The organism is Actinomyces sp. 565 (assembly GCF_010365615.1).
Lineage (GTDB): Bacteria > Actinomycetota > Actinomycetes > Actinomycetales > Actinomycetaceae > Actinomyces.
The window spans coordinates 82,371-106,012 of sequence record NZ_PIZD01000022.1 but is presented as its reverse complement, the minus strand read 5'-3'; the positions used below and the strand labels follow the sequence as shown (position 1 = coordinate 106,012).

The 23,642-nt window shown below is 67.6% G+C and carries 20 protein-coding genes; 10 read left to right on the top strand and 10 right to left on the bottom strand.

All coding sequences use genetic code 11. The annotated features are described in order from the left end of the window. Positions 1-102 precede the first annotated feature (102 nt). Entirely contained in the window at positions 103-1,395 is a 1,293-nt protein-coding gene (locus GZ997_RS04475; protein ID WP_203233984.1) for a hypothetical protein, read from the bottom strand. A gap of 235 nt (positions 1,396-1,630) precedes the next feature. On the opposite strand from GZ997_RS04475, the gene GZ997_RS04470 reads away from it, so the two are divergent. Beyond that, entirely contained in the window at positions 1,631-2,917 is a 1,287-nt protein-coding gene (locus GZ997_RS04470) for an adenylosuccinate synthase (protein ID WP_162679012.1), read from the top strand. A gap of 24 nt (positions 2,918-2,941) precedes the next feature. On the opposite strand, the gene GZ997_RS04465 is transcribed toward GZ997_RS04470, so the two are convergent. Beyond that, entirely contained in the window at positions 2,942-3,796 is an 855-nt protein-coding gene (locus GZ997_RS04465; RefSeq protein WP_238994252.1) for a hypothetical protein, read from the bottom strand. Between the two features lie 160 nt (positions 3,797-3,956). Here GZ997_RS04465 and GZ997_RS04460 point away from each other — a divergent pair, with 160 nt between their 5' ends. The 8 genes from GZ997_RS04460 to GZ997_RS04425 all read left to right on the top strand — a co-directional run bounded on the left by GZ997_RS04460 (position 3,957) and on the right by GZ997_RS04425 (position 14,930). Further along, on the top strand, positions 3,957-5,801 hold the full coding sequence (locus GZ997_RS04460) for a phosphoenolpyruvate carboxykinase (GTP) (protein WP_161924957.1): 1,845 nt from the start codon (positions 3,957-3,959) through the stop codon (positions 5,799-5,801). A 617-nt stretch (positions 5,802-6,418) separates the two neighbouring features. After that, a complete protein-coding gene (locus GZ997_RS13015) occupies positions 6,419-7,033 on the top strand; it encodes a DUF559 domain-containing protein (protein WP_343212270.1) in 615 nt (204 codons plus the stop codon). 130 nt (positions 7,034-7,163) lie between these two features. Continuing rightward, complete coding sequence (locus GZ997_RS04450) at positions 7,164-7,751, top strand: isochorismatase family protein (protein ID WP_162679011.1); 588 nt, start codon at positions 7,164-7,166, stop codon at positions 7,749-7,751. Between the two features lie 350 nt (positions 7,752-8,101). Then, entirely contained in the window at positions 8,102-9,091 is a 990-nt protein-coding gene (locus GZ997_RS04445; RefSeq protein WP_162679010.1) for an ABC transporter permease, read from the top strand. Next, on the top strand, positions 9,088-10,074 hold the full coding sequence (locus GZ997_RS04440) for an ABC transporter permease (protein WP_161924954.1): 987 nt from the start codon (positions 9,088-9,090) through the stop codon (positions 10,072-10,074). Before GZ997_RS04445 ends, GZ997_RS04440 begins: the two co-directional genes overlap by 4 nt. Positions 10,075-10,121: 47 nt before the next feature. Next, positions 10,122-11,843, top strand: coding sequence for an ABC transporter substrate-binding protein (locus tag GZ997_RS04435; RefSeq protein WP_162679009.1), 1,722 nt, complete (start codon positions 10,122-10,124; stop codon positions 11,841-11,843). Beyond that, the gene (locus GZ997_RS04430; protein ID WP_343212269.1) at positions 11,843-13,828 is read left to right on the top strand and encodes an ABC transporter ATP-binding protein; all 1,986 of its coding nucleotides are present in this window, start codon (positions 11,843-11,845) and stop codon (positions 13,826-13,828) included. The genes GZ997_RS04435 and GZ997_RS04430 overlap by 1 nt, the downstream gene beginning before the upstream one ends. Positions 13,829-14,063: 235 nt before the next feature. Next, positions 14,064-14,930 carry a glutathione transferase gene (locus GZ997_RS04425; RefSeq protein WP_161925474.1) on the top strand — a complete coding sequence of 289 codons (867 nt, stop codon included), beginning with the start codon at positions 14,064-14,066 and terminating at the stop codon, positions 14,928-14,930. A gap of 1,037 nt (positions 14,931-15,967) precedes the next feature. Here GZ997_RS04425 and GZ997_RS04420 read toward each other — a convergent pair. From GZ997_RS04420 to GZ997_RS12635, 8 genes are all read right to left on the bottom strand, one after another. Beyond that, on the bottom strand, positions 15,968-16,783 hold the full coding sequence (locus GZ997_RS04420) for a hypothetical protein (RefSeq protein WP_162679008.1): 816 nt from the start codon (positions 16,781-16,783) through the stop codon (positions 15,968-15,970). Positions 16,784-16,788: 5 nt separating this feature from the next. Then, positions 16,789-17,529 carry a hypothetical protein gene (locus tag GZ997_RS04415; RefSeq protein WP_162679007.1) on the bottom strand — a complete coding sequence of 247 codons (741 nt, stop codon included), beginning with the start codon at positions 17,527-17,529 and terminating at the stop codon, positions 16,789-16,791. An 85-nt stretch (positions 17,530-17,614) separates the two neighbouring features. Further along, on the bottom strand, positions 17,615-18,355 hold the full coding sequence (locus tag GZ997_RS04410) for a hypothetical protein (RefSeq protein WP_162679006.1): 741 nt from the start codon (positions 18,353-18,355) through the stop codon (positions 17,615-17,617). Further along, positions 18,352-20,391, bottom strand: a complete 2,040-nt coding sequence (locus GZ997_RS04405; protein WP_162679005.1) for a hypothetical protein — start codon at positions 20,389-20,391, stop codon at positions 18,352-18,354. The genes GZ997_RS04410 and GZ997_RS04405 overlap by 4 nt, the downstream gene beginning before the upstream one ends. Positions 20,392-20,455: 64 nt before the next feature. Then, positions 20,456-20,791 (bottom strand): hypothetical protein, encoded by a 336-nt coding sequence (locus tag GZ997_RS04400; RefSeq protein WP_162679004.1) that lies wholly within the window; start codon positions 20,789-20,791, stop codon positions 20,456-20,458. A gap of 138 nt (positions 20,792-20,929) precedes the next feature. Then, a complete protein-coding gene (locus tag GZ997_RS04395) occupies positions 20,930-22,270 on the bottom strand; it encodes a DUF4921 family protein (protein WP_162679003.1) in 1,341 nt (446 codons plus the stop codon). Positions 22,271-22,385: 115 nt separating this feature from the next. Beyond that, entirely contained in the window at positions 22,386-22,946 is a 561-nt protein-coding gene (locus GZ997_RS12640; protein WP_162679002.1) for a cyclophilin-like fold protein, read from the bottom strand. 9 nt (positions 22,947-22,955) lie between these two features. Continuing rightward, a complete protein-coding gene (locus GZ997_RS12635) occupies positions 22,956-23,093 on the bottom strand; it encodes an excalibur calcium-binding domain-containing protein (protein ID WP_238994267.1) in 138 nt (45 codons plus the stop codon). 166 nt (positions 23,094-23,259) lie between these two features. On the opposite strand from GZ997_RS12635, the gene GZ997_RS04380 reads away from it, so the two are divergent. Further along, entirely contained in the window at positions 23,260-23,502 is a 243-nt protein-coding gene (locus GZ997_RS04380) for a DUF4244 domain-containing protein (protein ID WP_162679001.1), read from the top strand. Positions 23,503-23,642: the final 140 nt, after the last annotated feature.

The following is a 23,642-nucleotide window of genomic DNA, read 5'->3' as shown; positions in this document are numbered from 1 at the left end:
GGCGCTCTGGTCCATGAGAGCCGCTCACGGACCAGAGCGCCGGGACGCCGGACCCGGTAGGCGACGGCGTGGCGGTATGCGCCGGTGCCGAAAAACCGGGTCTCAGTGCTTGAGCTCGGCGTCAATCACCGTCATCTCATTGGGCACCACGCTCAGGTCCAGGCTGGAGATCAGCTCACCGGTGGAGATCTGTACCAGGTGCAACTTCTTGGCGGCGTGGTCGGTGACGTAGGCGAAGTCGCCTGCCGTCTTCACATTGGGGCCGGGCTCCTGCCAGTTCTCATTCTCCGTCCAGGGCGTGACCACATCCACCTGCTTGGTCACGGCGGCGGACGCCGGATCGAGGATGTTCAGCTTGCCGTCGTAGGTGAGCACCACGCCTTCCCCATCGGCGCCGCGGCCGAAGGAGCGGAACCAGTAGGCCGAGCCCAGCTCCACGGTCTTGGTGGTGGCATCGGTCGTGTCGATGATGCCGACCCGCGTGGGATGCTCGGGCTCCGCGCCGTCGACCGGCTCGACGGTCTTGTAGTCGGTGAGCACATAGGGGGAGTCGGGGGAGCCGAATTGGTTGCCGCTGCGCTGATACGCCTCCGGCACCGCCACCTTGTGGAACTGCCCATCGCGGAACACTACCGAGCCGTTGGTGCAGCCGAAGCTAGCCACGTCCTCGCCCTGGGCTGTGGCCTCGCCGTGGACGCCGGGGCAGTCGGTCGACTCGGCGCCGATGGAACCGTCGGCCCTGCGTTCGTGGACCGTGTGTCGCTCGTCCTCGGTCCCCTCGGTCACCAGGACGCTGCCACTGGCCAGGGGGACGGCGACGCCGTGGTGCGGGTCATTCGTCTTGAAGCTGGTCAGCTCCTCGGGGCTGAGCTGCCCGTCCTCCAGGGCGTTGGTCTCAAAGATGGTCACCGTGCCCGTGCCGTCGTCGAAGACGGCCGTCTTCCCGGCGTGGGTGACGACGTGTCCGGGCTTGTCGGCGGCAATGACGGCACCGGTGAGCTTCGGGGTGGTGGTGTAGTAGTGGTTGTGGTCCCCGTGGGGTTTGACGATCATTCCCAGGTCAAGGACCTCGAATCCCTCGGCGGAGGAGACGAGCACGTGGCGGCCGTCCCCGGCCGGGTTGAGGCGCAGGAAGCCCTCCTTCTCGATGTCCGCCACGACGGAGCCGTCGGAGGTGTCCACGATCTGGATGCCGCCGTCGTAGGCGATGGCGGCGCGCGGGTCGACGTCGCTGACCTCCACCGGCTTCTCCGACGACGCCGTGGTGGCCTGCGCCTGCGTGGTGTCGGGGGAGCCGGGGTCTCCCGCTGGGGATGACCCGCAGGCGGTCAAGGTCATGGTCAACGCCGCTGCGGCGGCCAGGATGAGATTTCTGGTATGGGGAATCGTTCTCATACGTTAAACGGTAATGATTATCGTTAAGTGCTGCAACCCGGTCACGGCCGCCTGAGGCGGTGGGGCGTCGGCCACAACGGTCGGAGGCGTCCGCGTGCTGCCGGGACAAGCCGTCGGAGCGTGTCCGCCAGTCGGCGTTGCCCGTGGGCGGCTCCTGGCGCGGGGTAGGCTGACCCGCGGCGCGCCCGCAGGCCGCGCCTGCCCTCCGGGGCACGCACTCACACAGGGAGCAGCAATGCCAGCCGTCGTCGTCGTCGGGACTCAATGGGGAGACGAAGGAAAGGGCAAGGCGACCGACCAGCTCGGTCAGGGCGTCGACTACGTCGTCAAGTTCAACGGCGGCAACAACGCCGGCCACACCGTTGTCATCGACGGTGAGTCCTTCGCCTTCCACCTACTGCCCGCGGGCGTGCTCACCCCCGGGGTCACCCCCGTGATCGGTAACGGTGTGGTGGTGGACCTGGAGGTGCTGTTCTCCGAGATCGAGGAGATCACCTCCCGCGGCAAGGACCCCTCCTCGCTGAAGATCTCCGCCAACGCCCACCTGATCCCCTCCTACAACCGGGTCATGGACCGCACCACCGAGCGCTTCCTCGGTGCCCGCCAGCTGGGCACCACTGGCCGCGGCATCGGCCCCACCTATGCGGACAAGATGAACCGCGTGGGCCTGCGCGTGCAGGACCTGTTCGACGAGTCGATCCTGCGGCAGAAGGTCCACTCCGCCCTGGATCAGAAGAACAGCCTGCTGCTTAAGGTCTTCAACCGGCCCGCCATCGACCCCGACGCCGTGGCCGACGAGCTGCTGTCCTACGCCGACCGCGTGCGCCCCATGGTGGTGGACACCTCCCTGCTGCTCAACCGTGCACTCGACGCCGGCAAGACCGTCCTGTTCGAGGCCGGCCAGGCCACCATGCTCGACATCGACCACGGCACCTACCCCTTCGTGACCTCCTCCAACCCGACCGCCGGCGGCGCCTGCACCGGCACCGGCGTGGGGCCCACCCGCATCGACGCCGTCGTCGGCGTGGTCAAGGCCTACACCACCCGCGTGGGCGAGGGGCCCTTCCCCACCGAGCTCACCGACGCCATGGGTGAGCGGCTGCGCGCCGAGGGCGGCGAGTACGGGGTCACTACCGGCCGCCCGCGCCGCTGCGGCTGGCATGACGCCGTCGTCACCCGCTACGCCGCCCGCGTCAACGGGCTCACCGACTTGGTCATGACCAAGCTCGACGTGCTCACCGGGCACGAGACCATCCCCGTGTGCGTCGCCTACGACGTCGACGGCGAGGTCACTTCCGAGATGCCGCTGACCCAGACCGACTTCCACCACGCCAAGCCGGTCTACGAGGAGCTGCCCGGCTGGAGCGAGGACATCACCGGCGTGCGCCGCTTCGAGGACCTGCCCGCAGCCGCCCGCGACTACGTGCTGCGCATCGAGGAACTCGCCGGCTGCCGCGTCTCCGCCATCGGGGTGGGTGCGGGCCGCGAGGCCACCATCACCCGCCACCGGCTACTGGGCTGAGGCGCGGGCGGGGCCGCGGCGGCGTCAGGAATGTCGCCGGTGCCGGCGCAGCGCGGCCGCGCCCACTGCCGCGCCGACCCCGGCGACCCCCGCGACAATCCACCACCCGTAGCGGTCCCAGGTGGAAACGCCTGTCCCCGCCGTGGCGTACCCCGATGCGCTCACGCCGTCGTACAGGACGTCGGCATCCTCCCAGGTGACCGTGGTGCCGGAGACGGTGCCGCCGCCGGCGTCGACGACGGCGCCCGGGAAGGTGATCGACAGGTGGGCATCCACAACCGTGTTCAGCGATTCCGCCGTGGGGGCGAGGCCCGAGTCCTCCGGTGCTGAGTCATCTGGGCCCGTGGTCGGGTTCGAGGCGGAGTCCGCGGTGGCGGGCGCTGCGGCTGTCGCGTCGTCGTTGGCCGCGCCGTCGGCGCCCTCGGCGCCCGAAGCGTCGGCGGCTACGTTGCCATAACCGGCCAGGTGTACGACGTACAGGTCGCCGTCGCGCGCCACCAGCAGGCCGGCGTCGGCACTGGAGCCGGAGGCGCCGACGTCCGGGATGGGCACGCCGGTGACGTGCACCTCGCAGCCCAGGCCGTCGGCGTCGTCGGCGGATCCGAGCGGGGATGCGGTCACGCCCACGCCGTCCGCGGTGCCGACGAGCGACTCGGCGGCGAGCTCCTGGCAGTCGGAGGCATCGGTGAAGACCGTGCCCGTGGTGTCGCGCATGACCAGATCGGCGTCGTAGGTGCCGGAGGCGTCCAGGCGCATGTCCATATGTGCGGTGCAGCCCGACAGCAACAGCACGGCTGCGGCCCCCGCCAGCGCAGTAAGCCCGCGTAAAGCGCGTGGGCGCGCGGAATGACGGATGACGAGGCAGGGGTTGACGGCCATGCCCCGACGCTACACGCACGCGGATGTGGCGGGAAACACCACCCCGGGAGGGCGCGAATGTGCGGACGAGGGACCTTCGGACGTGACCTTCGGCGACGGATGAGGAAGGATAGGACCCGACCCCGTTGAGTCATGAGAACCAAAAGAAAGAAGGACTCACATGACTGTGTCTGAGCAGGACGTCCGGGCGGCTGCACCGGCCAACGCCCCCGAGGACGTCATTGCCTTTGCCGTCCGTCTCGCCGAGCTCGGCAAGCCGGAAGACGTCTACTTCTGTGACGGTTCCGAGGAGGAGTGGGACCGCCTGACCTCCGAGATGGTGGAGTCGGGCATGTTCGTCCGCCTCAACCCGGAAAAGCGCCCCAACTCCTTCCTCGCGCGCTCGCTGCCCAGCGATGTTGCCCGCGTGGAGTCCCGTACCTTCATCTGCTCCGAGAAGGAGGAGGACGCCGGCCCGACCAACAACTGGTACGACCCGGCCGAGATGAAGAAGATCCTCAACGAGAAGTTCGACGGCACCTACGCCGGCCGCACGATGTACGTGATCCCCTTCTCCATGGGTCCGCTCGGCGGTCCGATCTCCCAGCTGGGCATCGAGATCACCGACTCCCCGTACGTCGTCACCAACATGCGCATCATGACGCGCATGGGCGCCAAGGCCATGGACCTGATCAACGAGGGACGCACCTGGGTTCCCTGTGTGCACTCCGTTGGCGCCCCGCTGGCCCCCGGCCAGGAGGACACCACCTGGCCCTGTAACGACGAGAAGTACATCACCCAGTTCCCGGAGACCAACGAGATCTGGTCCTACGGCTCCGGTTACGGCGGCAACGCCCTGCTGGGCAAGAAGTGCTACGCGCTGCGCATCGCCTCGACCATGGCCCGCCGCGACGGCTGGATGGCCGAGCACATGCTCATCCTGCGCCTGACCGATGAGAAGTCCGGCAAGCAGTACCACGTCACCGCGGCCTTCCCGAGCGCCTGCGGCAAGACCAACCTGGCCATGCTCCAGCCGACCATCCCCGGCTACAAGGTCGAGACCGTCGGTGACGACATCGCCTGGATGCGCCCCGGCGAGGACGGCCGCCTGCGCGCCATCAACCCCGAGGCCGGCTTCTTCGGCGTCGCCCCGGGCACGTCCTACAAGACGAACCCGGTGGCCATGGACACCATGAAGGCCAACACCATCTTCACCAACGTCGCCCTGACCGACGACGGCGACGTGTGGTGGGAGGGCATCGACGCCGAGCTGCCGGACCACCTGATCGACTGGCAGGGCAACGACTACACCCCCGCCGATGCCGAGGCCGGCAAGAAGGCCGCGCACCCGAACTCGCGCTTCACTACGCCCGCTGCGCAGTGCCCGATCATCTGCCCGGACTGGGAGGCCCCCGAGGGCGTTGCCATTGACGCCATTCTGTTCGGCGGTCGCCGCGCCACCAACGTGCCGCTGGTGGCGGAGCAGTACAGCCCCGCGCACGGCGTCTTCATCGGCTCCGCCGTGGCCTCCGAGGTCACCGCTGCCGCCACCGACGTCAAGGCCGGCTCGCTGCGCCACGACCCCTTCGCCATGCTGCCCTTCTGCGGCTACCACATGGCCGACTACTGGGGCCACTGGCTGGAGATGCAGGAGCAGCTGGGCGAGAACTTCCCGAAGGTCTACCAGGTCAACTGGTTCCGCAAGGACGCCGACGGCAAGTTCCTGTGGCCGGGCTACGGCGACAACTCCCGCGTGCTCGACTGGATCGTGCGCCGCTCCGCCGGCGAGGTCGAGGCCATCGAGGGTGTGACGGGCCTGTACCCGAAGTTCGAGGACTTCAACCTCGACGGCGTGGACGTCGACGAGTCCGTCTGGAACCAGATGTACGACATCGACCCCGACGCCTGGGCTGCCGAGATGGACTCCACCGAGGAGTACTACGAGCAGTTCGGTGACAAGGTCCCGGCCGCGATCCGCGAGGAGCTGGCCAAGTTCCGCGAGCGCATTGCCGCCGCCAAGGCCTGAGCGCTGAGCGCTTAGTCGGGTCCCCGGTCCACTGGGCCGGGGACCCGTCGTTTGTGGCGTGGGAACGTCGTCTGGGGCGGGTGTCAGAATTGATGACAAACGGGCTGGTCGCCGTCGGCGTCGTCCTTGAAAACGGCGGAATCACGCGGATGCGGAGTCGCCGCGGGCGTGCGCACACAGCCTTTGTCATCATTTTTGACACGCAGGGCGGCGCTCGGAGGGCAGGTGCGCCCGGTGTCCACAGGCACGGTTCGTGCGGGGGCAGTTCACAGAGCTCGTTCGGGCGGTTGGCGCGGCGTCTTCAACCGGCGCAGCCTCGGGCTATGAGACAGGATGACGACATTCTGGTGCGGGTACGGGCTTGCCATGGCGCCGTTCGGCTACGGGACTTGCACCCGGATCGGACGGAGCGGCGTCACGTCGCGAGGCTGGTCGAGGCACGTGAGCTGATTGCGCACCCCCATGGGGTGGTGAGTTTGCCCGGCGTGGGCTGGGACCTGGTCCTTGCGCGCATCCACGGCGGGGTGATTACCTGTATGCACGCCGCCAGGCACTATGGGTACCCATGCCCGCGGCTGTGGACGCCGGTGCATCTGGCGGTTCCTCGCGGCAGAACAGTGCCCTCGCTCAAGGGTGAGGTGCTGCATGCTGAAGGCTCCCTTGAGCCGCCTCCCCTGACTCGGTTCCCGGTGGCGTCGGCGCCGCTCATGCTGGCGCGCTACCTGCGCTGCGATCCCGACCGTGAAGCGCCACTTATGGCCTGCGACGCCGCCCTTCACCGGGGACATACCAGTGTCGAGGCGATTGCGGCGCTGCTGCGGGGCCCGGGGTCTCGGCAGGCGTTACGGCGGCTGGCGCTGGCCAGTCCGCGGGCGCGCTCCCCGCTAGAAACTCTGGCCCGTTTGCAGTTGCACGACGCCGGGATCCCCTTCGAGGACGGGGTGGTCATTCCGCGTGTGGGAGAGGTGGACCTGCTGGTTGGCGGCCGCCTGGTTATGGAACTGGACGGCTACACCTACCACGAGGACGACTTTCAGTTCGCTAAGGATCGCACCCGTGATCGGGAACTGGTCAGACAGGGGTATCGAGTTGCTCGTTTCACCGGCAAGGACGTCCACCTCGGGAAGGTGGGCGCGGAGGTCCGGAGCCTGTTGGCCGCATGCGATGACCTACTCGGCCGCCCGCACGTGGCTGTCAAAAATGATGACAAACGGGGGCGCCGACGTTCTTGACGGTCTTGAAAATGGCGAAATCATGCGGGCACCGCGCTGGTGCGCGCGGTCGCGCGAGCTGTTTGTCATCAATTTTGACACTGGGCCGCTCCGCCTTGTGTCAAGACACCAGGGTGGCTAGCGTGGCGCTATGACCGCAGCCAGCCGTGCCCTGATAATCGTCGACGTTCAGCCGACCTTCTGCGAGGGAGGCGCCCTGGCCGTACCCGGGGGCAACGCCGTCGCCGCTCGGGTGGCCGACTACGCGTCCGCTCACCGCGGCGACTACGAGCTGGTGGTAACCACCCAGGACTGGCATATCGACCCCGGAGAGCACTTCTCCGATACCCCGGACTTCGTGGACACCTGGCCGCCGCACGGCGTCGCCGGCACGGCCGAGGCCGAGCTGCACCCCGCCCTGGCGGGGCTGGAGCCGGACGTGAGCGTGAAGAAGGGTCAGTACGCCGCGGCCTACTCCGGTTTCGAGGGTGTGGACGAGACCGGCTCCGTACTGGACGCGGTTCTGCGCTACCACGGCATCGAGGCCCTGGACGTGGTCGGGCTGGCCGAGTCCCACTGTGTGAAGGAGACGGCGCTCGACGGCGTGCAAGGCGGCTACCGGGTACGCGTCCTGACCGACCTGACTGCCCCCGTCAGCCCCGAGCAGGGTGAGGCGGCCCGCGCCGCCATGGCGGAGGCGGGCGTGGAACTCGTCCCCTCCGACGCCGACGTCGGCTGACTCCACCGCTGGCGGGGTGCGGCGTGATGTCTACCGAACTCGGCGGTCATATCTACCGAAGTCGGTGGTTTTGTCTACCTCACTCAGTGGGGTGGGTGAGAGCCTGGTCTCACAATGCCGTGGCTACTCGTCAAACTACTCAGCACGCTGCTAGCGTCTCGCCCCGACGCCACCCGGCGTCGGCGGTCGAACCGGCTCTCCGGAGCGTGCCGAACGCAATCCGATCCCCGGAGGAACCACCTAACATGCTGGCCGAGCGAATGTGTTGTTGCTGTCGTTGACGACAGCTCCATACCCGTTCGCCATCCATTCCGAGCGCTCTGCGCTCCCGAGCCCATGTGAGGTGCCCCGTGCACACGTCCGTCCAGGACCCCCCTGACGCCGCGTCGGCGCCCGCCGACGCCGTCCCAACAGCCCTCGCCGCGCCCGGCGCCGGCGCCTCTCCGGCCTCCGCTGCGCGCTCCCGCCTGCGTCGGCTGCGCTCCGACCGGGCGGCCGTGATCGGGGCCGGCATCGTGATCCTGACGGCCCTGGTCGCCTTGTTCGCCCCGCTGATCACGCGCGCCTTCGGCGTGGACCCCTACACCTACGACCTCGACGCCCTGGACGCGGCGGGGCTGCCGCTGGGCCGATTCGGCGGAATCAGTGCCGCCCACCCCTTCGGCGTGGAGCCGCAGACCGGGCGCGACCTGTTCGCCATTGTGGTTGAGGGCACCCGCACCTCCTTCGCGATCGGCATGGGCGCCACCGTCCTGTCCATGGTCATCGCCATCATCCTGGGCGTGTCCGCCGGGTACTTCGGCGGCTGGTGGGACGCGCTGGTCTCCCGCCTGACCGATATCACCCTCGGCTTCCCCAATCTGGTGTTCATGATTGCGGTGTCCGCGATCGTGCCCGCGACCGCCCCACGCGTGCCGGTGATGATCGCCATCATTGGGATTCTCGGCTGGCCCTCAACCGCCCGGGTCCTGCGAGCCCGCACCCTGTCCCTGCGCTCACGCACCTACGTGGGCGCCTCCCGGGCCATGGGCGCCTCCCAGTGGCATGTCGTTACCACGCAGATCCTTCCCGGCCTGGTGGCCACGATCATCGTGTTCACCACCATCTCCATCCCCGGCAAGATCACCTCCGAGGCGGCCCTGTCATTCCTCGGGGTTGGTGTGGCCCCACCCACCCCTTCCTGGGGACGCGCCATCGGCAGCGCGGTGACGTGGGTGAGCACGGATCCCTGGTACCTACTGTTCCCCGGCGCCGCCCTGCTGACGGTGACCCTCGCCTTCAACCTGTTCGGTGACGGCCTGCGCGACGCCCTTGACCCCAGGACCGGTGAGGCCCGATGAACCGCCTGCGCTTTCTTGCCTCCCGCACCGCCCAGACCCTGCTGGTGCTGGTGATCATCGCCTTCGTGACCTTCGCGGTCTTCTCCCTGTGGCCCTCTGACCCCGCCACCATGGCCTGCGGCAAGCCCTGCACGCCGGAGAACCTGGAGCGTGCCCGCGGCTTCATGGGCTACGACCAGCCCTGGTACACCCAGTTCTGGAACTACCTGTCCGGGATCTTCACCGGGCGCACCTTCGGCTCGGGCGCCTCCGCGATCACCTGCGCCGCCCCGTGCCTGGGCTACTCCTTCCGCCTGTCGACGCCGGTCACGGAGCTGATCGTCTCCCGGTTGCCGGTGACCGCATCGATTGCGATCGGCGCCGCTGTCCTGTGGCTGATCATCGGCGTGGGTGCGGGTGCGGTCTCCGCACTGAGGCGCGGCAGCCGCCTGGACCGGGCGATCATGACTGGAACCGTCATTGGCGTGTCGACGCCGTCGTACCTGCTGGGCCTGCTCGGCATCCTCCTGTTCGGCTTCACCCTGGATATGGTGCCCGTCTCCGGCTACGTGCCGCTGACGGACAGTCCCATTGACTGGGCGTGGCACCTGGTTCTGCCATGGTGCGTGCTGGCCCTGATCTCCGCCGCCGTCTACGCACGCATGGTGCGTGGAGAGATGCTGGAGAACCTGGGTGAGGACTACGTGCGCACAGCCCGCGCCGTCGGTCTGCCCGAGCGCCGGGTGATTGGCCGCCACGTGATGCACAACGTGTCCCTGCCGGTGCTGACCTACTTCGCCCTCGACCTGGGCGGCATGCTCGGCGGCGCCGTCATCACCGAGCGCGTCTTCTCCATGCCTGGGCTCGGCGCCCTGCTGATGGACGCCGTCGGCTCCACCGACCTGCCGGTGATCACCGGTGTCACGCTGGTCTCCGCCGCCTTCGTGATTGTGGCGAACCTGCTGATGGACGCTGTGGCCACCTTCATCGACCCACGGGTCTGAGCCCCCGAATTCCACTTCTGCCGTCATCCACCCGAAAGGACAAACTCATGTCTTCCACCCGCCCGACGACGTCGCAGCCCGCCTCCGCGCGGCGCTCCGAGACCGGTCTCGCTGTCTCCCGCCGCGGCCTGCTGGCCGGGGCCGGTGTCTCCGGCCTGGCCCTGGCACTGGCCGCCTGCGGCGCCAACTCCCGCAGCTCCGCCGGTGCTGAGAGTGCCGCGGCCGCAATGGGCGCGTCCGGCGGCACCCTGTACGTGCTCAGCACCGACACCGACATCAACTGGGACCCCGCCAAGAGCCAGTCCCTGGCCACCACTTCCCTGGCGCTGGTGCACCGCCGCCTGACCACCTGGGACATCACCGCCGACGGCGTACCCGCCGTCGTACCCGACCTGGCCACGGACACGGGTACCGCCTCAGATGACGGCCTGACCTGGACCTACACCCTCAAGGAGGGCATCACCCTGGAGGACGGCACCCCGATCACCGCCTCCCAGATCAAGTACGGCATCGAGCGCTCCTTCGCCCCCGCCCTGTCCGGCGGGCTGGGCTACCACAAGACCCTGCTGGCGGGCGCCGGCGACTACACCGGCCCCTATGACGGGGAGCACCTGGACTCCATTGAGGTGCCGGACGAGACCACCATCATCTTCCACCTGGACCACGCCTACGGCGACTGGCCGTGGATCGTGTCCCTGCCGGCCTTCGCGCCCGTGCCCGAGGCCAGCGATGACCCCGCCACCTACGCCCAGGCGCCCGTAGCCTCCGGCCCCTACCGGGTGCAGGAGTACCGCCAGGGCAACTCGGTGACCCTCGCCCGCAACGAGAACTGGTCGGCCGCCACCGACCAGGTGCGCTCAGCCCTGCCTGACGAGATCGTCTTCTCCCTGGGGCAGGACGAGGACACTGTCAGCCAGCGGCTGATCGCCGACTCAGGCAATGACCAGTACGCCTTCTCCGCCCAGCTGCTGACCGCGTCCAAGCTGGCCCAGGTCAGTGCCAACGATTCCGTGTCCGCACGCCTGGCCACCTCCGACCCGGGCCCGCTGCTGTACCTGGCGATCAACACCGAGCGCATCACCGACCCAGAGGTGCGCCAGGCGATCGCCTACGCTGTTGACAAGACCGCCGTGCAGCGCACCCTGGGCGGGGAGCTGGGTGCCGGCATCGCCACCACCTACATCACCCCGGGCATCCCCGGGCAGGAGGACTACGACCTCTACCCCACGGACATGGACAAGGCCAAGGAGCTGCTGGAGGGCAAGGAGGTGCCGGAGCTGATCCTGCTGTCGCAGAACAATGAGGCGCGCCTGGCGATCTCTCAGGCCGTGCAGCAGTCGCTGACCGAGCTGGGGCTGAAGGTGACCATCGACCCGCAGACCACCGATGCCTACACCGAGCGGGCCACCCAGGGCGACGGCTCCACCTACGACCTGACCGTGGTGTCCTGGAACCCCGACTACCCGTCGGCCAACGCCAACATTCAGCCCCTGTACGCCTCCTCCGAGATCGGCCAGGGCGGGCACAACGTCTCCCGCTACTCCGAGCCGGAGGTGGACCGGCTGATCACCGAGGCGCTGCAGGAGACCGACGCGGAGGCGGCCGCCGCCAAGTGGGCGGCGCTGGACCGGCGTATCGCCGAGGATGTTCCCGGGGTCCCGCTGGTCAACCGCCGCAACTCCTTCCTGCACGGCTCGAAGGTGACCGGCTTCTTCGTGGCGCCCTTCCCCGCCTACCCCAACTACCTGGTGCTGGGAGTGAGCGAGTAGTGCGCGGCCGGGAGCAGGAGCCGACCGGGGAGCGGACGGCCGACTCCGACCAGGCCGTGACGGCGCAGCAGGCGACGGACGCGCCGAAGCCCTCGGTCAGAGCCGCGGTGGAGCCCGTCCCGGTGCTGTCGCTGCGCGGCTTCGGGGTGTCCTTCGCCGGCACGGTCGAGCACGCCAGTGCCGATATCGACCTGGACCTGGTGCCCGGCCGGGTGCTCGCCCTAGTGGGCGAGTCCGGGTCCGGCAAGTCGGTTACCGCCATGGGCGCCCTCGGCCTGCTCCCGCCTACCGCCGTCGTTACCGGCTCCGCCGTCGTGGTCGATGCGCCCCGTGCCCCCGACGCCCCCGACCGCACCGCGGACGGAGCGCAGGCACCCGCTGCCCCGCCGGACCTGCAGCTGGTGGGGGCATCCCGGGAGGTGCTTGACGATGTGCGCGGGCGGCTGGTCGGCACCGTGTTCCAGGAGCCGACGACGGCGCTGGACCCGCTGGAGACGATCGCCTCGCAGATCGGTGAGGCAGTACGCATTCATGCGGTGGGTCGTCAGCGTCGCAGCCAGGTGCGTGCCCGCGTGCTGGAGCTGCTCCGGCGCGTGGGCCTGGGGGATGGTGAGCAGGTTGAGCGCATAGCCCGCTCCTACCCCCACCAGCTGTCCGGTGGTCAGCTGCAGCGTGCCTGCATCGCCCTGGCCATGGCGGCGGACCCGCCGGTCCTGATCGCGGACGAGCCGACCACGGCCCTGGACGTCACCGTGCAGGCCGGGATCCTGGACTTGCTGCGCTCGCTGACCGAGTCCGGGGTCGCCGTGCTGCTGATCACGCATGACATGGGGGTGGTCGCGGACGTGGCCGACGACGTCGCCGTCATGCGGCATGGCCGAATTGTGGAGCGGGGCCGTACCCGGGAGCTGTTCGCCCACCCGGGCCACCCCTACACCCGCGCCCTGCTGGCAGCCGTGCCTCGGCTGGAGTCCCTGCGCGCCGGGGACGTGGGGTCCAACGCGGATAACGCAGCGGGTAATGCTGCGGAGGGCACGGCGGGTAACGCAGTGGATGGGGCTGTGGAGGGTACGCAGAGGCCGCAGGAGGGCAGGTCGAGTGCATCGGCGCCTGCGGGCGGGGCCGCGGTTGCGGCGGTTAGCGCCGGTGCCCCTGGCGACGGGCAGCCGCAGGGCGAGTCCGTCGTCGAGATCCGCGGGCTCGACGTCGTCTACCGCAACCGCCGCCGCAGGGTACACGCGGTGCACGACGTGTCCCTGCACATCGACGCGGGCGAGGTACTAGGCCTGGTGGGTGAGTCCGGCTCGGGGAAGTCGACTATTGCCGGCACCCTGACCGGGCTGGTGCCGGTTGCGGCCGGGTCGGTGCGCGTGTGCGGCGTGGAGGTGGCCGGGGCCGGGCGCCGTGCTCTCCTGCCCGCGCGGCGGGCCACCGGCGTCGTCTACCAGAATCCGGCGTCCTCCTTGAACCCGCGCCGTACGGTGGGTGCCGCCATTGCCGAGCCGATGTTCGTGCACGGAGGCTATAGCTCCGCTGAGCGGCGGGCCCGGGTGCGTGAGCTGCTGGATGCCGTCCGCCTGCCGGAGGCTCTGGCGGACCGCTACCCGCATGAGATGAGTGGCGGCCAGCGGCAGCGCGTTGCCATCGCCCGGGCGCTGGCCTTGGACCCGCGGCTGGTGATTGCGGACGAGCCGACCAGTGCCTTGGACGTGTCGGTGCAGGCGGTGGTGCTGGAGCTGTTGCGTCAGCTGCAGTCCGAGCTGGGCTTCGCCTGCCTGTTCGTCTCCCACGACTTGGCGGTGGTGGACTCCCTGGCCACCCGGACGGTGGTGCTCGCTCATGGGCGGGTGGTCGAGGCAGGGCCCACCCGGCAGGTGCTCGCCCACCCGCGCGAGGAGTACACGCGGCGGCTGGTCGGGGCCGTGCCGGTTCCCGACCCCGACGCCCAGGCCCGCCGGCGCGCCGCGCGCCTACGGGCTGCCTGACCCGAACCGGCTCGTACCGGTACCTGCCGCCCGCGCCCTCCCCACCGAGACCGGCACTTGTTACGTGCCGAGACCGGTAGAAGTGACGGCGGTGGTGCCTCCGAGGTGAGTACGGCGCACGGCAAGTTCACAATGCGGGTTCGCCTCCGGTGAAGGGGCTGACGGGAGGCCGGTGCAGGGGTCACCATAGGTTTGAGCCCATATGACGTTCGTTTCCATGCTCCGGGAGGCACCCATGGCCATCGCCCACTCGCACCGTTTCACTGAAGGAGACCTGCCAGTCGAGGCCGGCCGCTACCGCTTGGTAGCCTCCGCTTCCTGCCCCTGGTGCCGCAGAGTCCTCATTGCCCGGCGGCTGCTGGGCCTGACGGAGGCGATCCCGGTCTCCTGGAGCTATGGGCGCGGCGTTGACGGCTTCTGGGAGCTGACCGGCCCCGATGGCGAGCCCGGGCCCGACCCGACTCTGGGGAACGCAACCTCGATTGCGGAGGTCTACGCAGGCACCCCCGGATACACCCCGCCGCCTACGGTGCCGGCGCTGGTGGACACCACCACCGGGCACGTCGTCGTAGACGACTCCGGGGATCTGCTCTTCGACCTTGCCACCGCCTGGAAGCCGCTGCACCGCGCCGGCGCACCGGACCTGTACCCCCTGGACCGGCGCAACTCAACCGACGCTTGGGACAAGTGGATCGGCGAGCACATCAACCGTCCGCACTCTACCGCCACCCATTCCAAGGACACCGAGGAGGCGACGACGGCCGCGAACAGCGTGCTGCTGGCCTTCGACGTCGTCGACACCCTGCTGGCCCGCGCCACCAAGATGGAGGCGTCCCGCGAGGCGGCCCTGACCGTGCAGGACGTGCCGCCGCTGTCCGCCGTGGTGTCCGTGGAGCAGTTCCTGTGCGGTGCCGCTCCCACGGGTAGTGACATTCGCCTGTTCACCACCGTGCAGGCATATGAGTACGGTGGGCGCGCCTACTACCCCGGTGGTGAGGCGCCGTCGGTCGCCTTCTGGCCCGCGCTCGCCCGCTGGTTCCGGGCGCTGGAGGGACGTGTCGGCTGGGTCGGTATTGAGGAGCGCAGCGCACTCGGGCTGTAATGCGGTAAGGCGCGTGCGCAACCGAGTGTGTGGGACAGTTGCGCTGCTTCCCGGACGACGCCGTGCGTCAACGATTGGTGAATGACGAAGTTGCCGCCGTCCGGTGTAAGGGCTTAGCCGCCTTGCCGCGGCGGCGGTGCTTCATGCTTGCGTGACCGGCGCGAATGCGACGTCACGAACGGCGAACCGGTGGCGGCTCGTCACGGCCTGTTCGGCGTCCGTGGTAGCGGGCGTGAGGGCGGATTGGCGGCTTTTCCGGTTTGAGGGCGTGGAGTTCGGGTTGGAGGACTGCTGCGTATCGGTGGTCGCCGGGTGCGCGAGGTCGTTTTCGGGCTGGCGAGGTCGTTTTCGCCGTGCGGAGGTCGTTCTCGGGTTGGAGAGGTCGTATTCGGCCGGGCGCAGGGGGTCGTTTTGGGGATGATGAGGTCGTTTTCGGGCGTGTGAGGTCGTACTCGACTATCCGACTCCGACCGAATACGACCTCATACGCCCCACACCCTCCACATCGTGGAGGGTTTCGGGCCCACGAGGTCGTTTTCGCCGCACTGGGGACGTTCTCGGGCGGATGGGGTCGTATTCGCCGCGTGGAGGTCGTTCTCGGGCCGGCGGGGTCGTACTCGGCCGGGCGCAGCGGGTCGTTTCGGGGGCGGATGAGGACGACCTCCTACGCTCGAACACAACCACCTGATGGGCCGGTTCTCGTCAAACAGGGCCCAGAACACAACCAATACCAACACCGCCAGCTCAAACCCCCACACCTACAAACACGAAGAGCCACCATGTTCCTTCAGCTGGACCGCCTGAGAGTTCCTCCGGGCAGACCAGGCAGGACTACGCAGTCCCCATGGAGCCAGGCAGTCCAAGCGGAGCTAGTCGGCCCAAACGCACCAACCGCCGCCCGCCAGGCCGCCATACCCACACAAGCTAACAGCCCTAAATTCCGGTCGGTGAAATACAGGTCCCGAACGCGAATAACACCCAGTAACCCTGAGAAGTTCTTTGAATTTCTTCCAACGCCCCGCACGGCGCCTATCTGGCTAGGGGGTGGTGGTGGGTTGGGGTGTGGTGTGGGGGCGGATGTCGGTGGTGATGGCGGTTGGGTCGAGGGCGGCGTTGGCGCGCTGTAGGGCGGTGTCGAGCAGGTCTAGTGGTGCGGGGGAAGCGGGTTGGTCGGTGTTGGACACGGTGGTCAGCACGATGATGCCGGGGTGCTCGCCGTTGTTGGTGGTGACTGCTGCGTAGATGCGCTCAATGTGGTGCCCGGTACCGTCCTCGCCGGTCGAGGTCATGGTGAAACCCGCCAGGGCATCCGGCAGACCCTCGATTGTGTGGATGATGCCATTTTCGGAATCGCGTGCGCCGTAGGACCAGAACTGGACCTCCTCACTGGCGCCGTCGCAAGCGGCAATGTCATTGGTAATGGTGGCGAAACTCCCGTTAGGTCTGATAGTGTTCAGATTCAGGGCGAGCGTCTGGTGAACCGTTGCGTCACGCACCTCATATTCTACGGTAACCGCGTGAAACGGCTCTGACAGCAGGACGGCGTTGCGGATACTGGTTTCGACGCGTTTGCAGAGTACTTCCACACGTTTTCCGCGGTAGGCGGCCTGCGTGGTTGCTCCGGGGACGTCTGCGAGGGTCAGGGCTGTGGTGGGGATCGGCTCGGGTGTGGCGGTGGCCTCCTGATCGGCGCCGCCGTGACCACAACCAGTCAGCAGGCCGACCGTCAGTGCCAGTACGAGGAAGGATCTGAGGCAGCGGGCGCGGGTCATGAATCGCTGTTCTGTTCCGGTGTCGCCCGAGTGGGCTGGTGCCGCGTGGGAGTGGTGGGGGTTAGCTGGTGTGGTTGTCATGTCTTTCACCCTTGCCCGGTGTTGGTGGGTTGGGGTGTGGTGTGGGGGCGGATGTCGGTGGTGATGGCGGTTGGGTCGAGGGCGGCGTTGGCGCGTTCGAGGGCGGTGTCAAGCAGGTCCATTGGTGCGGGTGTTGCGGGCTTTTCGGTGTTGGACACGGTGGTCAGGACGATGACGCCGGGGTGCTCGCCGTTGTTGGTGGTGACTGCTGCGTAGATGCGCTCAATGTGGTGCCCGGTACCGTCCTCGCCGGTGGTGGTCATGGTGAAGCCCGCCAGAGTGTCCGGCAGGCCGACGGTGGCATGGAAGGTTCCCCTACCGGATTCCAGAGGACCCTCGGACCAGAACTGGACCTCCTCATTATTGCCGTCGCAGGAGGCTATGTCATCGGCAATGCCTGCGAAACGTAGATTGGGGCGCTTGGTGAACAACCCTAGAGCGAGTGTTTCGTGCACCGTGGCATCGCCTACTTCATACTCCACGGTGACCGTGTGAAACGGATCCGACTGCAGGGCTGCAAAGCGAACGCTGTTCTCGAGGCTATTGCATAGTACTTCCACACGTATTCCGCGGTAGGCGGCCTGCGTGGTTGCTCCGGGGACGTCTGCGAGGGTCAGGGCTGTGGTGGGGATCGGCTCGGGTGTGGCGGTGGCCTCCTGATCGGCGCCGCCGTGACCACAACCAGTCAGCAGGCCGACCGTCAGTGCCAGTACGAGGAAGGATCTGAGGCAGCGGGCGCGGGTCATGAGTCACTGTCCTGTTCCGGTGTCGCCCGAGTGGGCTGGTGCCGCGTGGGAGTGGTGGGGGTTAGCTGGTGTGGTTGTCATGCTTTCACCCTTGCCCGGTGTTGGTGGGTTGGGGTGTGGTGTGGGGGCGGATGTCGGTGGTGATGGCGGTTGGGTCCAGGGTGGCGTTGGCGCGCTGTAGGGCGGTGTCAAGCAGGTCCATTGGTGCGAGGGCTGCGGGCTGGTCGGTGTTGGACACGGTGGTCAGGACGATGACGCCGGGGTGCTCGCCGTTGTTGGTGGTGACTGCTGCGTAGATGCGCTCAATATGGTGCTTGGCGCCATCCTCGCCGGTGGTGGTCATGGTGAAGCCCGCCAGAGTGTCCGGCAGGCCGACGGTGGCATGGAAGGTTCCCCTACCGGATTCCAGAGGACCCTCGGACCAGAACTGGACCTCCTGATTGCCGCCGTCGCAAGCGGCAATATCGCTCGCAATACCGGCAAAGCGCCCGTTGGGCCATATAGTGTTCAAGCCGAGGGCGAGGGTCTCGTGCACCGTGGCATCACCCACTTTGTGCTCCACGGTGACTGTGTGATTCGGATTCGACCGCAGAGCGGCATTACGGATGTTGGTTTCGACGCGTTTGCAGAGTACTTCCACACGTATTCCGCGGTAGGCGGCCTGCGTGGTTGCTCCGGGGACGTCCGCGAGGGTCAGGGCGGCAGCGGGAATGGGCTCGGGTGTGGCGGTGGCCTCCTGATCGGCGCCACCGTGACCACAACCAGCGGCCAGGCCGGCCGCCAGTGCCAGCACTAGGAATGGTTTGAGGGCGTGTACATGTCTCATGAATAACGCTCCTGGAAGTGCTGATTGAAGCTGTTCTTAACGCCAGTCGACGCCGTTCCTAGACCGTCTTCACTTCTGGCCATAGTGTCTAGGTCAGCGTTCGCGTCTTGTTTGTCTTCCTCGCTCAGGCTATTGTACTCTTCGGGGGTTATGAGCCGGTAGCTGCCGTCGGGGTTCTGAACGGTGGCGATGCTGTTGCCGTTCAGTTCTAGGTCTAAATTAGGGTCTTGGTAGCCGTTGAGGCCTGCCGTGTCGGCTGCCCATAGCAGCCTGATTATGTATGAGGAGTATGCCTCATCGGCGATGGCCTTCTGTCTCTCGGTTTCGGTGCTCGCATTGCTCGCCCACGTCTTGCTTGCCTCGTTCTGGAGGTGGCTAATCAGGGCGTCCGAGGCCCAGCCGACACCCTTGGCTGTTCCCGCCGGGGCGTACTTCTTGGCCAGGCCGGCTAGCTCTGAGGCGGGCTTGCCGGCCAAATCGATCCAGGCCTGCGCATACTCGTCGTTTGATTTTTCTGCCTCGATGGCGCCGGTGCCAATGGCATTTGCTATACCGCCTTCGGCGGCGCCCCAGGCTTCTACCACGAGTTCGAGGGTGCTATCGGTGCTGCCTTTGGGAAGGGCGTTGAGCTCGGCGTTGTTGACTGCGGTGCGGAAGTCGATGAGGGCCTGCCCGTCGCGGCCGACGACTCCGAGCACCGCATCCAATGTTTCCTTGCTGAACCAAGGACTGTTATTGATGTATTCACCGGATGCAGCTTTGAGGTTGTAGGTTAGGTCACTGTTGCCAGGCCTGCGGGGCGAGTCGGCGTAGGTGTCGACCAAGGAGTCCATGTAGGTCTCAAGGATGTGCTCAAGGGACTGGGCTCCCTGGACTCCCTGTTTGCCGCGCTCTACTCCGAAGTCGTCCCGGTTCGCTAGCGCCTCCAGGCCACGGGCGGCAATGCTGGCCGTTCCTTGCCTGTCCATTGCGACGATGGGTCCGTAGGTTGAGGCAGAGTCCAGGGCAGCGGCAATGCCGGACACATCGTGGCTCTCATATGCGTGCTGCCCGACCCAATAGTCAACCCGGCTGTCATCGGCAGAGAGAAACTGGTAGGACGCGGATGGGTGGCTACCCAAGTCGTGCATAATGATTGCGGGGATGTCGTAGGCCCAATCCTCATCCGCCTCCGCGATCACACCGGGTAGAAAACGCGACGGCACGCCCCAATTCCAAAGGTTCTGCATACCGCCGTTGTTGGCCTCCTGTTGGAGCTCATCCATCTTCTCGGCTGCGCCCAGTATGAATGGATTACTGGTGCCGTTGGCGTTGTACAGGAGGTATGCCAGCGACTCGGTGCGGTTCCCAAGCCGGTAGTAGGGGGACTCAGGATCGGGGAACTGTGCCTGGTCTACCAGGTCGGAGCCGAACTGCTGCGCATAGTCCGGCTCCCACTGCTGGGTGGCGATCCCGAGCCCGCGCTTGAGCTGCTCGAGTGTCTCCTGGGCCAGTTCGCTCTCGGACCCGCTTACGTTGAAGGCCAAGCCCACATGGTTCCCTACCGCCTCGGTCAGCGCCAGCGTCCCATCGGGTCCCAGAGTGCTGAACAGGGCGGCATTCACATTCTTGTTGCCGCCCCAGGTATCCAGATACTTGTTCAGGGTCTCTATGCGTGGATCGCCCTTCTCAAAGTCCGAGGTGGCGATGTCGGCGCCGAGATCCGCGATGGCCTCCCCGAGGGCGGTCTCCATCTCCTCCAGGGTGTCCGGGTCCTCACCGTTGACCTCGTAGCTAACCTCCCCGGACTCAGGCAGGTTGCCTTCGCTGTCGGAGTTGATCAGGACGATCCAATCGACCTTCGCGGACAGGAATGTCGACTCCTTCCGCAGACTCTCCACGTGCTCGGGCACATGCGCCAGCGACGACGTCGAAAGCTTGAGATCGCGACCCTCCGATGTTGTGGTGTCATAAAGTTCCTCCACGTTTTCCGCGATGGTGGACAGCGAGGTGGCCGCGGAGCGTAGATTCTCAATATTGACCTTGACCAGCGTCATAGTCTTGTCTCCTCAAGCAGGCGATGCGGGCTGGGGAAGCGAATGGCAGGTGGAAACCTGCGCGTCACTCCCAATCCGCCTTCCATGAATCCTCGCCGGGGACCTCAACCGTCTCCGGCTCCGCAGCATGTGCGTCGTAGATGTCATCTCTGTAGTCGCTGAAGGCCTTCCGGATGCTGGAGCCGAGCGTGTCAATGCCCTCGACCCAGTCATCCGATGCGGGCGACTTCCATGCATTCGCGGCCCCCTGGCAAACCCCAGTGCAGACATGCCCGGCGCCATTGGGCGGGGTCAGTTTGTAGGAGATCGAGTTACCAACGTCCGTGTAGTGGTCATACAGGGCGTCGCGGTAGAGATTGGGCTTCGGGCCCGGGTCGTCGGCGTCCGTGTCACCGCACATGCGTGGCCTTCCAGCAGGGTTCAAGAAACGAGACTCCCGTTACCCTACCGTTTTGTTAATGCGAGTGCGAGTGCTTCAGGTCACACGGCGTGTGCTGTCTGCCTCGGCTGCTACCAAGGAGGGCAGCCAGTCACCCAGTCACCGCCCCAACACCGGGTTGTACAGCAGCCGGTTCGGCGTAGTCGGGCACTCCTCGCCCACCGCCATGGGCGCGATCAGCCGGTCCGCCCGCAGGTCCTCCAAGCGCGCCACCACCCGGTCCCGCAGCGTCCACGGGTCGATCGTGTTGAGGTAGATCTTGGTGCCGCCCTCAAAGCCCGCCAGGGTGGACACCCGCCACTTCAGCGTGATGTGCCAGGGCATCGGCTGGTCGACGTCGAGCGGCTTGTGGTGCCACTCCTCGTTGCTGGGCACATCCGCCCCCGTAGCGGCGTGCAGTGCATGCAGCAGGTCGGAGACGGCATCCACCTCGTCCCGGCTCATCAGCCACGGCTCACAGGTGGCCGACGTCGAATACACCTCCAGCGTGGGGTAGCGGTGCCCGAAGCCCGCGAATGCGACGGCGTGCTCGTTGGACGCCACCAGCAGCCCCCGGTAGGCGGCGTAGTCCACGCCCATCTCGTTGTACAGGTTCGGGTTGGCGCGCACCCGCTGCAGCTCCAGCTCCGAGGACACGCCCCGCTCGTCAATCGCGACCAGCTGCTTGTGCAGGTGATCGAAGGAGGCCCCGGCCGGGCGCAGCCAATTCTGGAACACCGCCACATACCGCACCCAGCGGTTGGCCTGGTAAAGGTCGTGGGCGGCCTGCACGGACAGGCGGACATAGGCGCGGTGCTCGGCCGGGGTGAGCGTGCCCGAGCCGGCCAGGGCGGAGGAGTCGACGGCGTCGTCGGTGAAATGCCTTCGCGCCACGATCACGTCGTGACCGCCGGCGAAGAACGCCGCCAGGTATTCGCGGCGGGCGTCTGCATCCATACTCTCCCAGGCCTCCGGGCTGCGTCCGGAGGCGCGCAGCTTGGCGCGGGCCACCCGGGCCACGTGGGCGGCCCCCGCAGGATCGGCCAGGTAGGCCTCCATCCGCTCCCGGGCGGCGTCGGGCACCTCATAGCCGTGGTTGGCGTGCCAGTAGTCGTAGGACAGGATCTCGAACAGGTTCGGGATGCGGCGGAACTCGGCGACAGTGTCGAACAGCTCGGAGGCGGGCAGGGCGTCGATCCGCTCGAAGCCTCCGCCGGGAGAGGCCACCACCCGGGACTTCTCCGGCGGGGTCTCGGTGTAGTGCGCCGGGCAGAAGGTGCAGGCGCGCGTGCGCTCGGCCTGCGTGAGCTCGTGCACCTCAGCCGCAGGGTGGGAGATGGGGCGGTTGCCGCGCCCGGGCACGGTCCACACCTCGGTGCCGGTGAAGGGACTGATCTGCTTGACGGTCCCGTCCGCCATACGCGTCAGCGGCTCGGCGGAGGGGGAGTACGGCTGGAGCATGCCCCCAAGTATCGCGCCGCCGTCGCCCTACCGGGCCGATATCGGCCGCTCACTCCCGGCGGCCCACCCCGCAGTTTCGGTGCTCAGCCCAAGGCGGAGGCTGCTGCCCAGTGCGTTACTGCGCCCGGGTGATCGAAGCCGGCATGTCGGCCTGCCTGGCGAGGAGGACGACGTCGTAGTCGGTGTGCCCAATGACGTACAGGCCCGGCCACGAGCCGACGGCCGCGTAGTACAGGACGAGCACCTTGCCGGGCTCGTACCAGCCGATATCACCTGGCTGTGGGGCGGCGGCACTCATGCCCGTGGTGTCCAGGTCCTGCGGCAGGGAGGCGGTCAGCTCCTGGCCGCCGTAGTCGGAGAAGCTGACCTCCAGGGGCAGCTGGGCGAGCAGGGAGCGGGTGGCGGCATTGTCATCGAGAGTTGCCTCCATGACGGTGCCTTCGAAGGCGTTGCCGAGGCTGATATGGATGGGGATGGGGGACATGGTGGCCTCCGAGGCGGCGGACGGGTTGCTGATGGAGGCGTCCGCGGGGGCCGACACCTCACGGCCGGTTGCCGACGACGCCGCCGCACCGCCGGTCCGTGGGGCGCAGGCCGCCAGTGCCGGGGCACTCAGGACAATGGGCAGACCCTGCAGCAGACGACGGCGGGTCGGCATGTAAGCGAAGCGTGACACTACTCCAGTCTACTCGCAGGCAATTCCGTCATTGTCGCGGTCTAGTGCGCTGCGGTAGCCCGGTTCGCCGGCATAGATCGGAGCGGCGCCCGCCGCCCTGGCCTCGCTGCAATTCTTGTAGTACACCGAGGTGTCCTGCTGTGGCATCAGAGGCACCGGCGTCCACAGGCTCGGTTCGCGCACCCCCAATCCACAGGGCTCGAAGGGCACAGGTGCGCGGGCGGGGCGGTTACCCGACGCTGGATACGCGGGCAAACCACCCGCGGGATACGGCCAACGCCGGCCACGTCCCAGACTCTTCAAGGAGGAGACCATGAAGCACACCCTGCTGACGCTGCACAACGCCTGGGCCCTCGCCCACGGTACCCCGCCCGTCCTGCGCGGGCCGGACGGAGCGCCCGACCCGGACGGCGAGGCCGGCATGGCCACCGCCGAGTACGCGATCGGCACCCTCGCGGCTGCGGCATTCGCCGGCCTGCTGCTGGCCATCATGCGGTCCGGGAGCCTGTCCGGCATCCTGCGGGGCGTTATCGAGTCCGCGCTCTCGGTGGGCTGAGGCGGACATGTGGACACCACCGAACCCGTGGTCGAACGCGCCCGCGAGCCGCCTAGTTCACAGTGCCGTCCCATCCTCCCCGGGCCGGCCACCCAGCAGCCAGGGCGGCCGTGGTGACCCGGAGGCTGCGCCTGGCCGTG

Bases quoted from the DNA above. Each gene is read 5' to 3' on its own strand.
- GZ997_RS04460 (WP_161924957.1), top strand. From the start codon at position 3,957: ATGACTGTGTCTGAGCAGGACGTCCGGGCGGCTGCACCGGCCAACGCC.
- GZ997_RS04400 (WP_162679004.1), bottom strand. From the start codon at position 20,791: ATGTGCGGTGACACGGACGCCGACGACCCGGGCCCGAAGCCCAATCTC.
- GZ997_RS04415 (WP_162679007.1), bottom strand. From the start codon at position 17,529: ATGACCCGCGCCCGCTGCCTCAGATCCTTCCTCGTACTGGCACTGACG.
- GZ997_RS04450 (WP_162679011.1), top strand. From the start codon at position 7,164: ATGACCGCAGCCAGCCGTGCCCTGATAATCGTCGACGTTCAGCCGACC.
- GZ997_RS04470 (WP_162679012.1), top strand. From the start codon at position 1,631: ATGCCAGCCGTCGTCGTCGTCGGGACTCAATGGGGAGACGAAGGAAAG.
- GZ997_RS04475 (WP_203233984.1), bottom strand. From the start codon at position 1,395: ATGAGAACGATTCCCCATACCAGAAATCTCATCCTGGCCGCCGCAGCG.
- GZ997_RS04425 (WP_161925474.1), top strand. From the start codon at position 14,064: ATGGCCATCGCCCACTCGCACCGTTTCACTGAAGGAGACCTGCCAGTC.
- GZ997_RS12635 (WP_238994267.1), bottom strand. From the start codon at position 23,093: ATGCCACAGCAGGACACCTCGGTGTACTACAAGAATTGCAGCGAGGCC.
- GZ997_RS04380 (WP_162679001.1), top strand. From the start codon at position 23,260: ATGAAGCACACCCTGCTGACGCTGCACAACGCCTGGGCCCTCGCCCAC.
- GZ997_RS04395 (WP_162679003.1), bottom strand. From the start codon at position 22,270: ATGCTCCAGCCGTACTCCCCCTCCGCCGAGCCGCTGACGCGTATGGCG.
- GZ997_RS04405 (WP_162679005.1), bottom strand. From the start codon at position 20,391: ATGACGCTGGTCAAGGTCAATATTGAGAATCTACGCTCCGCGGCCACC.
- GZ997_RS04435 (WP_162679009.1), top strand. From the start codon at position 10,122: ATGTCTTCCACCCGCCCGACGACGTCGCAGCCCGCCTCCGCGCGGCGC.
- GZ997_RS04410 (WP_162679006.1), bottom strand. From the start codon at position 18,355: ATGAGACATGTACACGCCCTCAAACCATTCCTAGTGCTGGCACTGGCG.
- GZ997_RS04440 (WP_161924954.1), top strand. From the start codon at position 9,088: ATGAACCGCCTGCGCTTTCTTGCCTCCCGCACCGCCCAGACCCTGCTG.
- GZ997_RS04465 (WP_238994252.1), bottom strand. From the start codon at position 3,796: ATGGCCGTCAACCCCTGCCTCGTCATCCGTCATTCCGCGCGCCCACGC.
- GZ997_RS04420 (WP_162679008.1), bottom strand. From the start codon at position 16,783: ATGACAACCACACCAGCTAACCCCCACCACTCCCACGCGGCACCAGCC.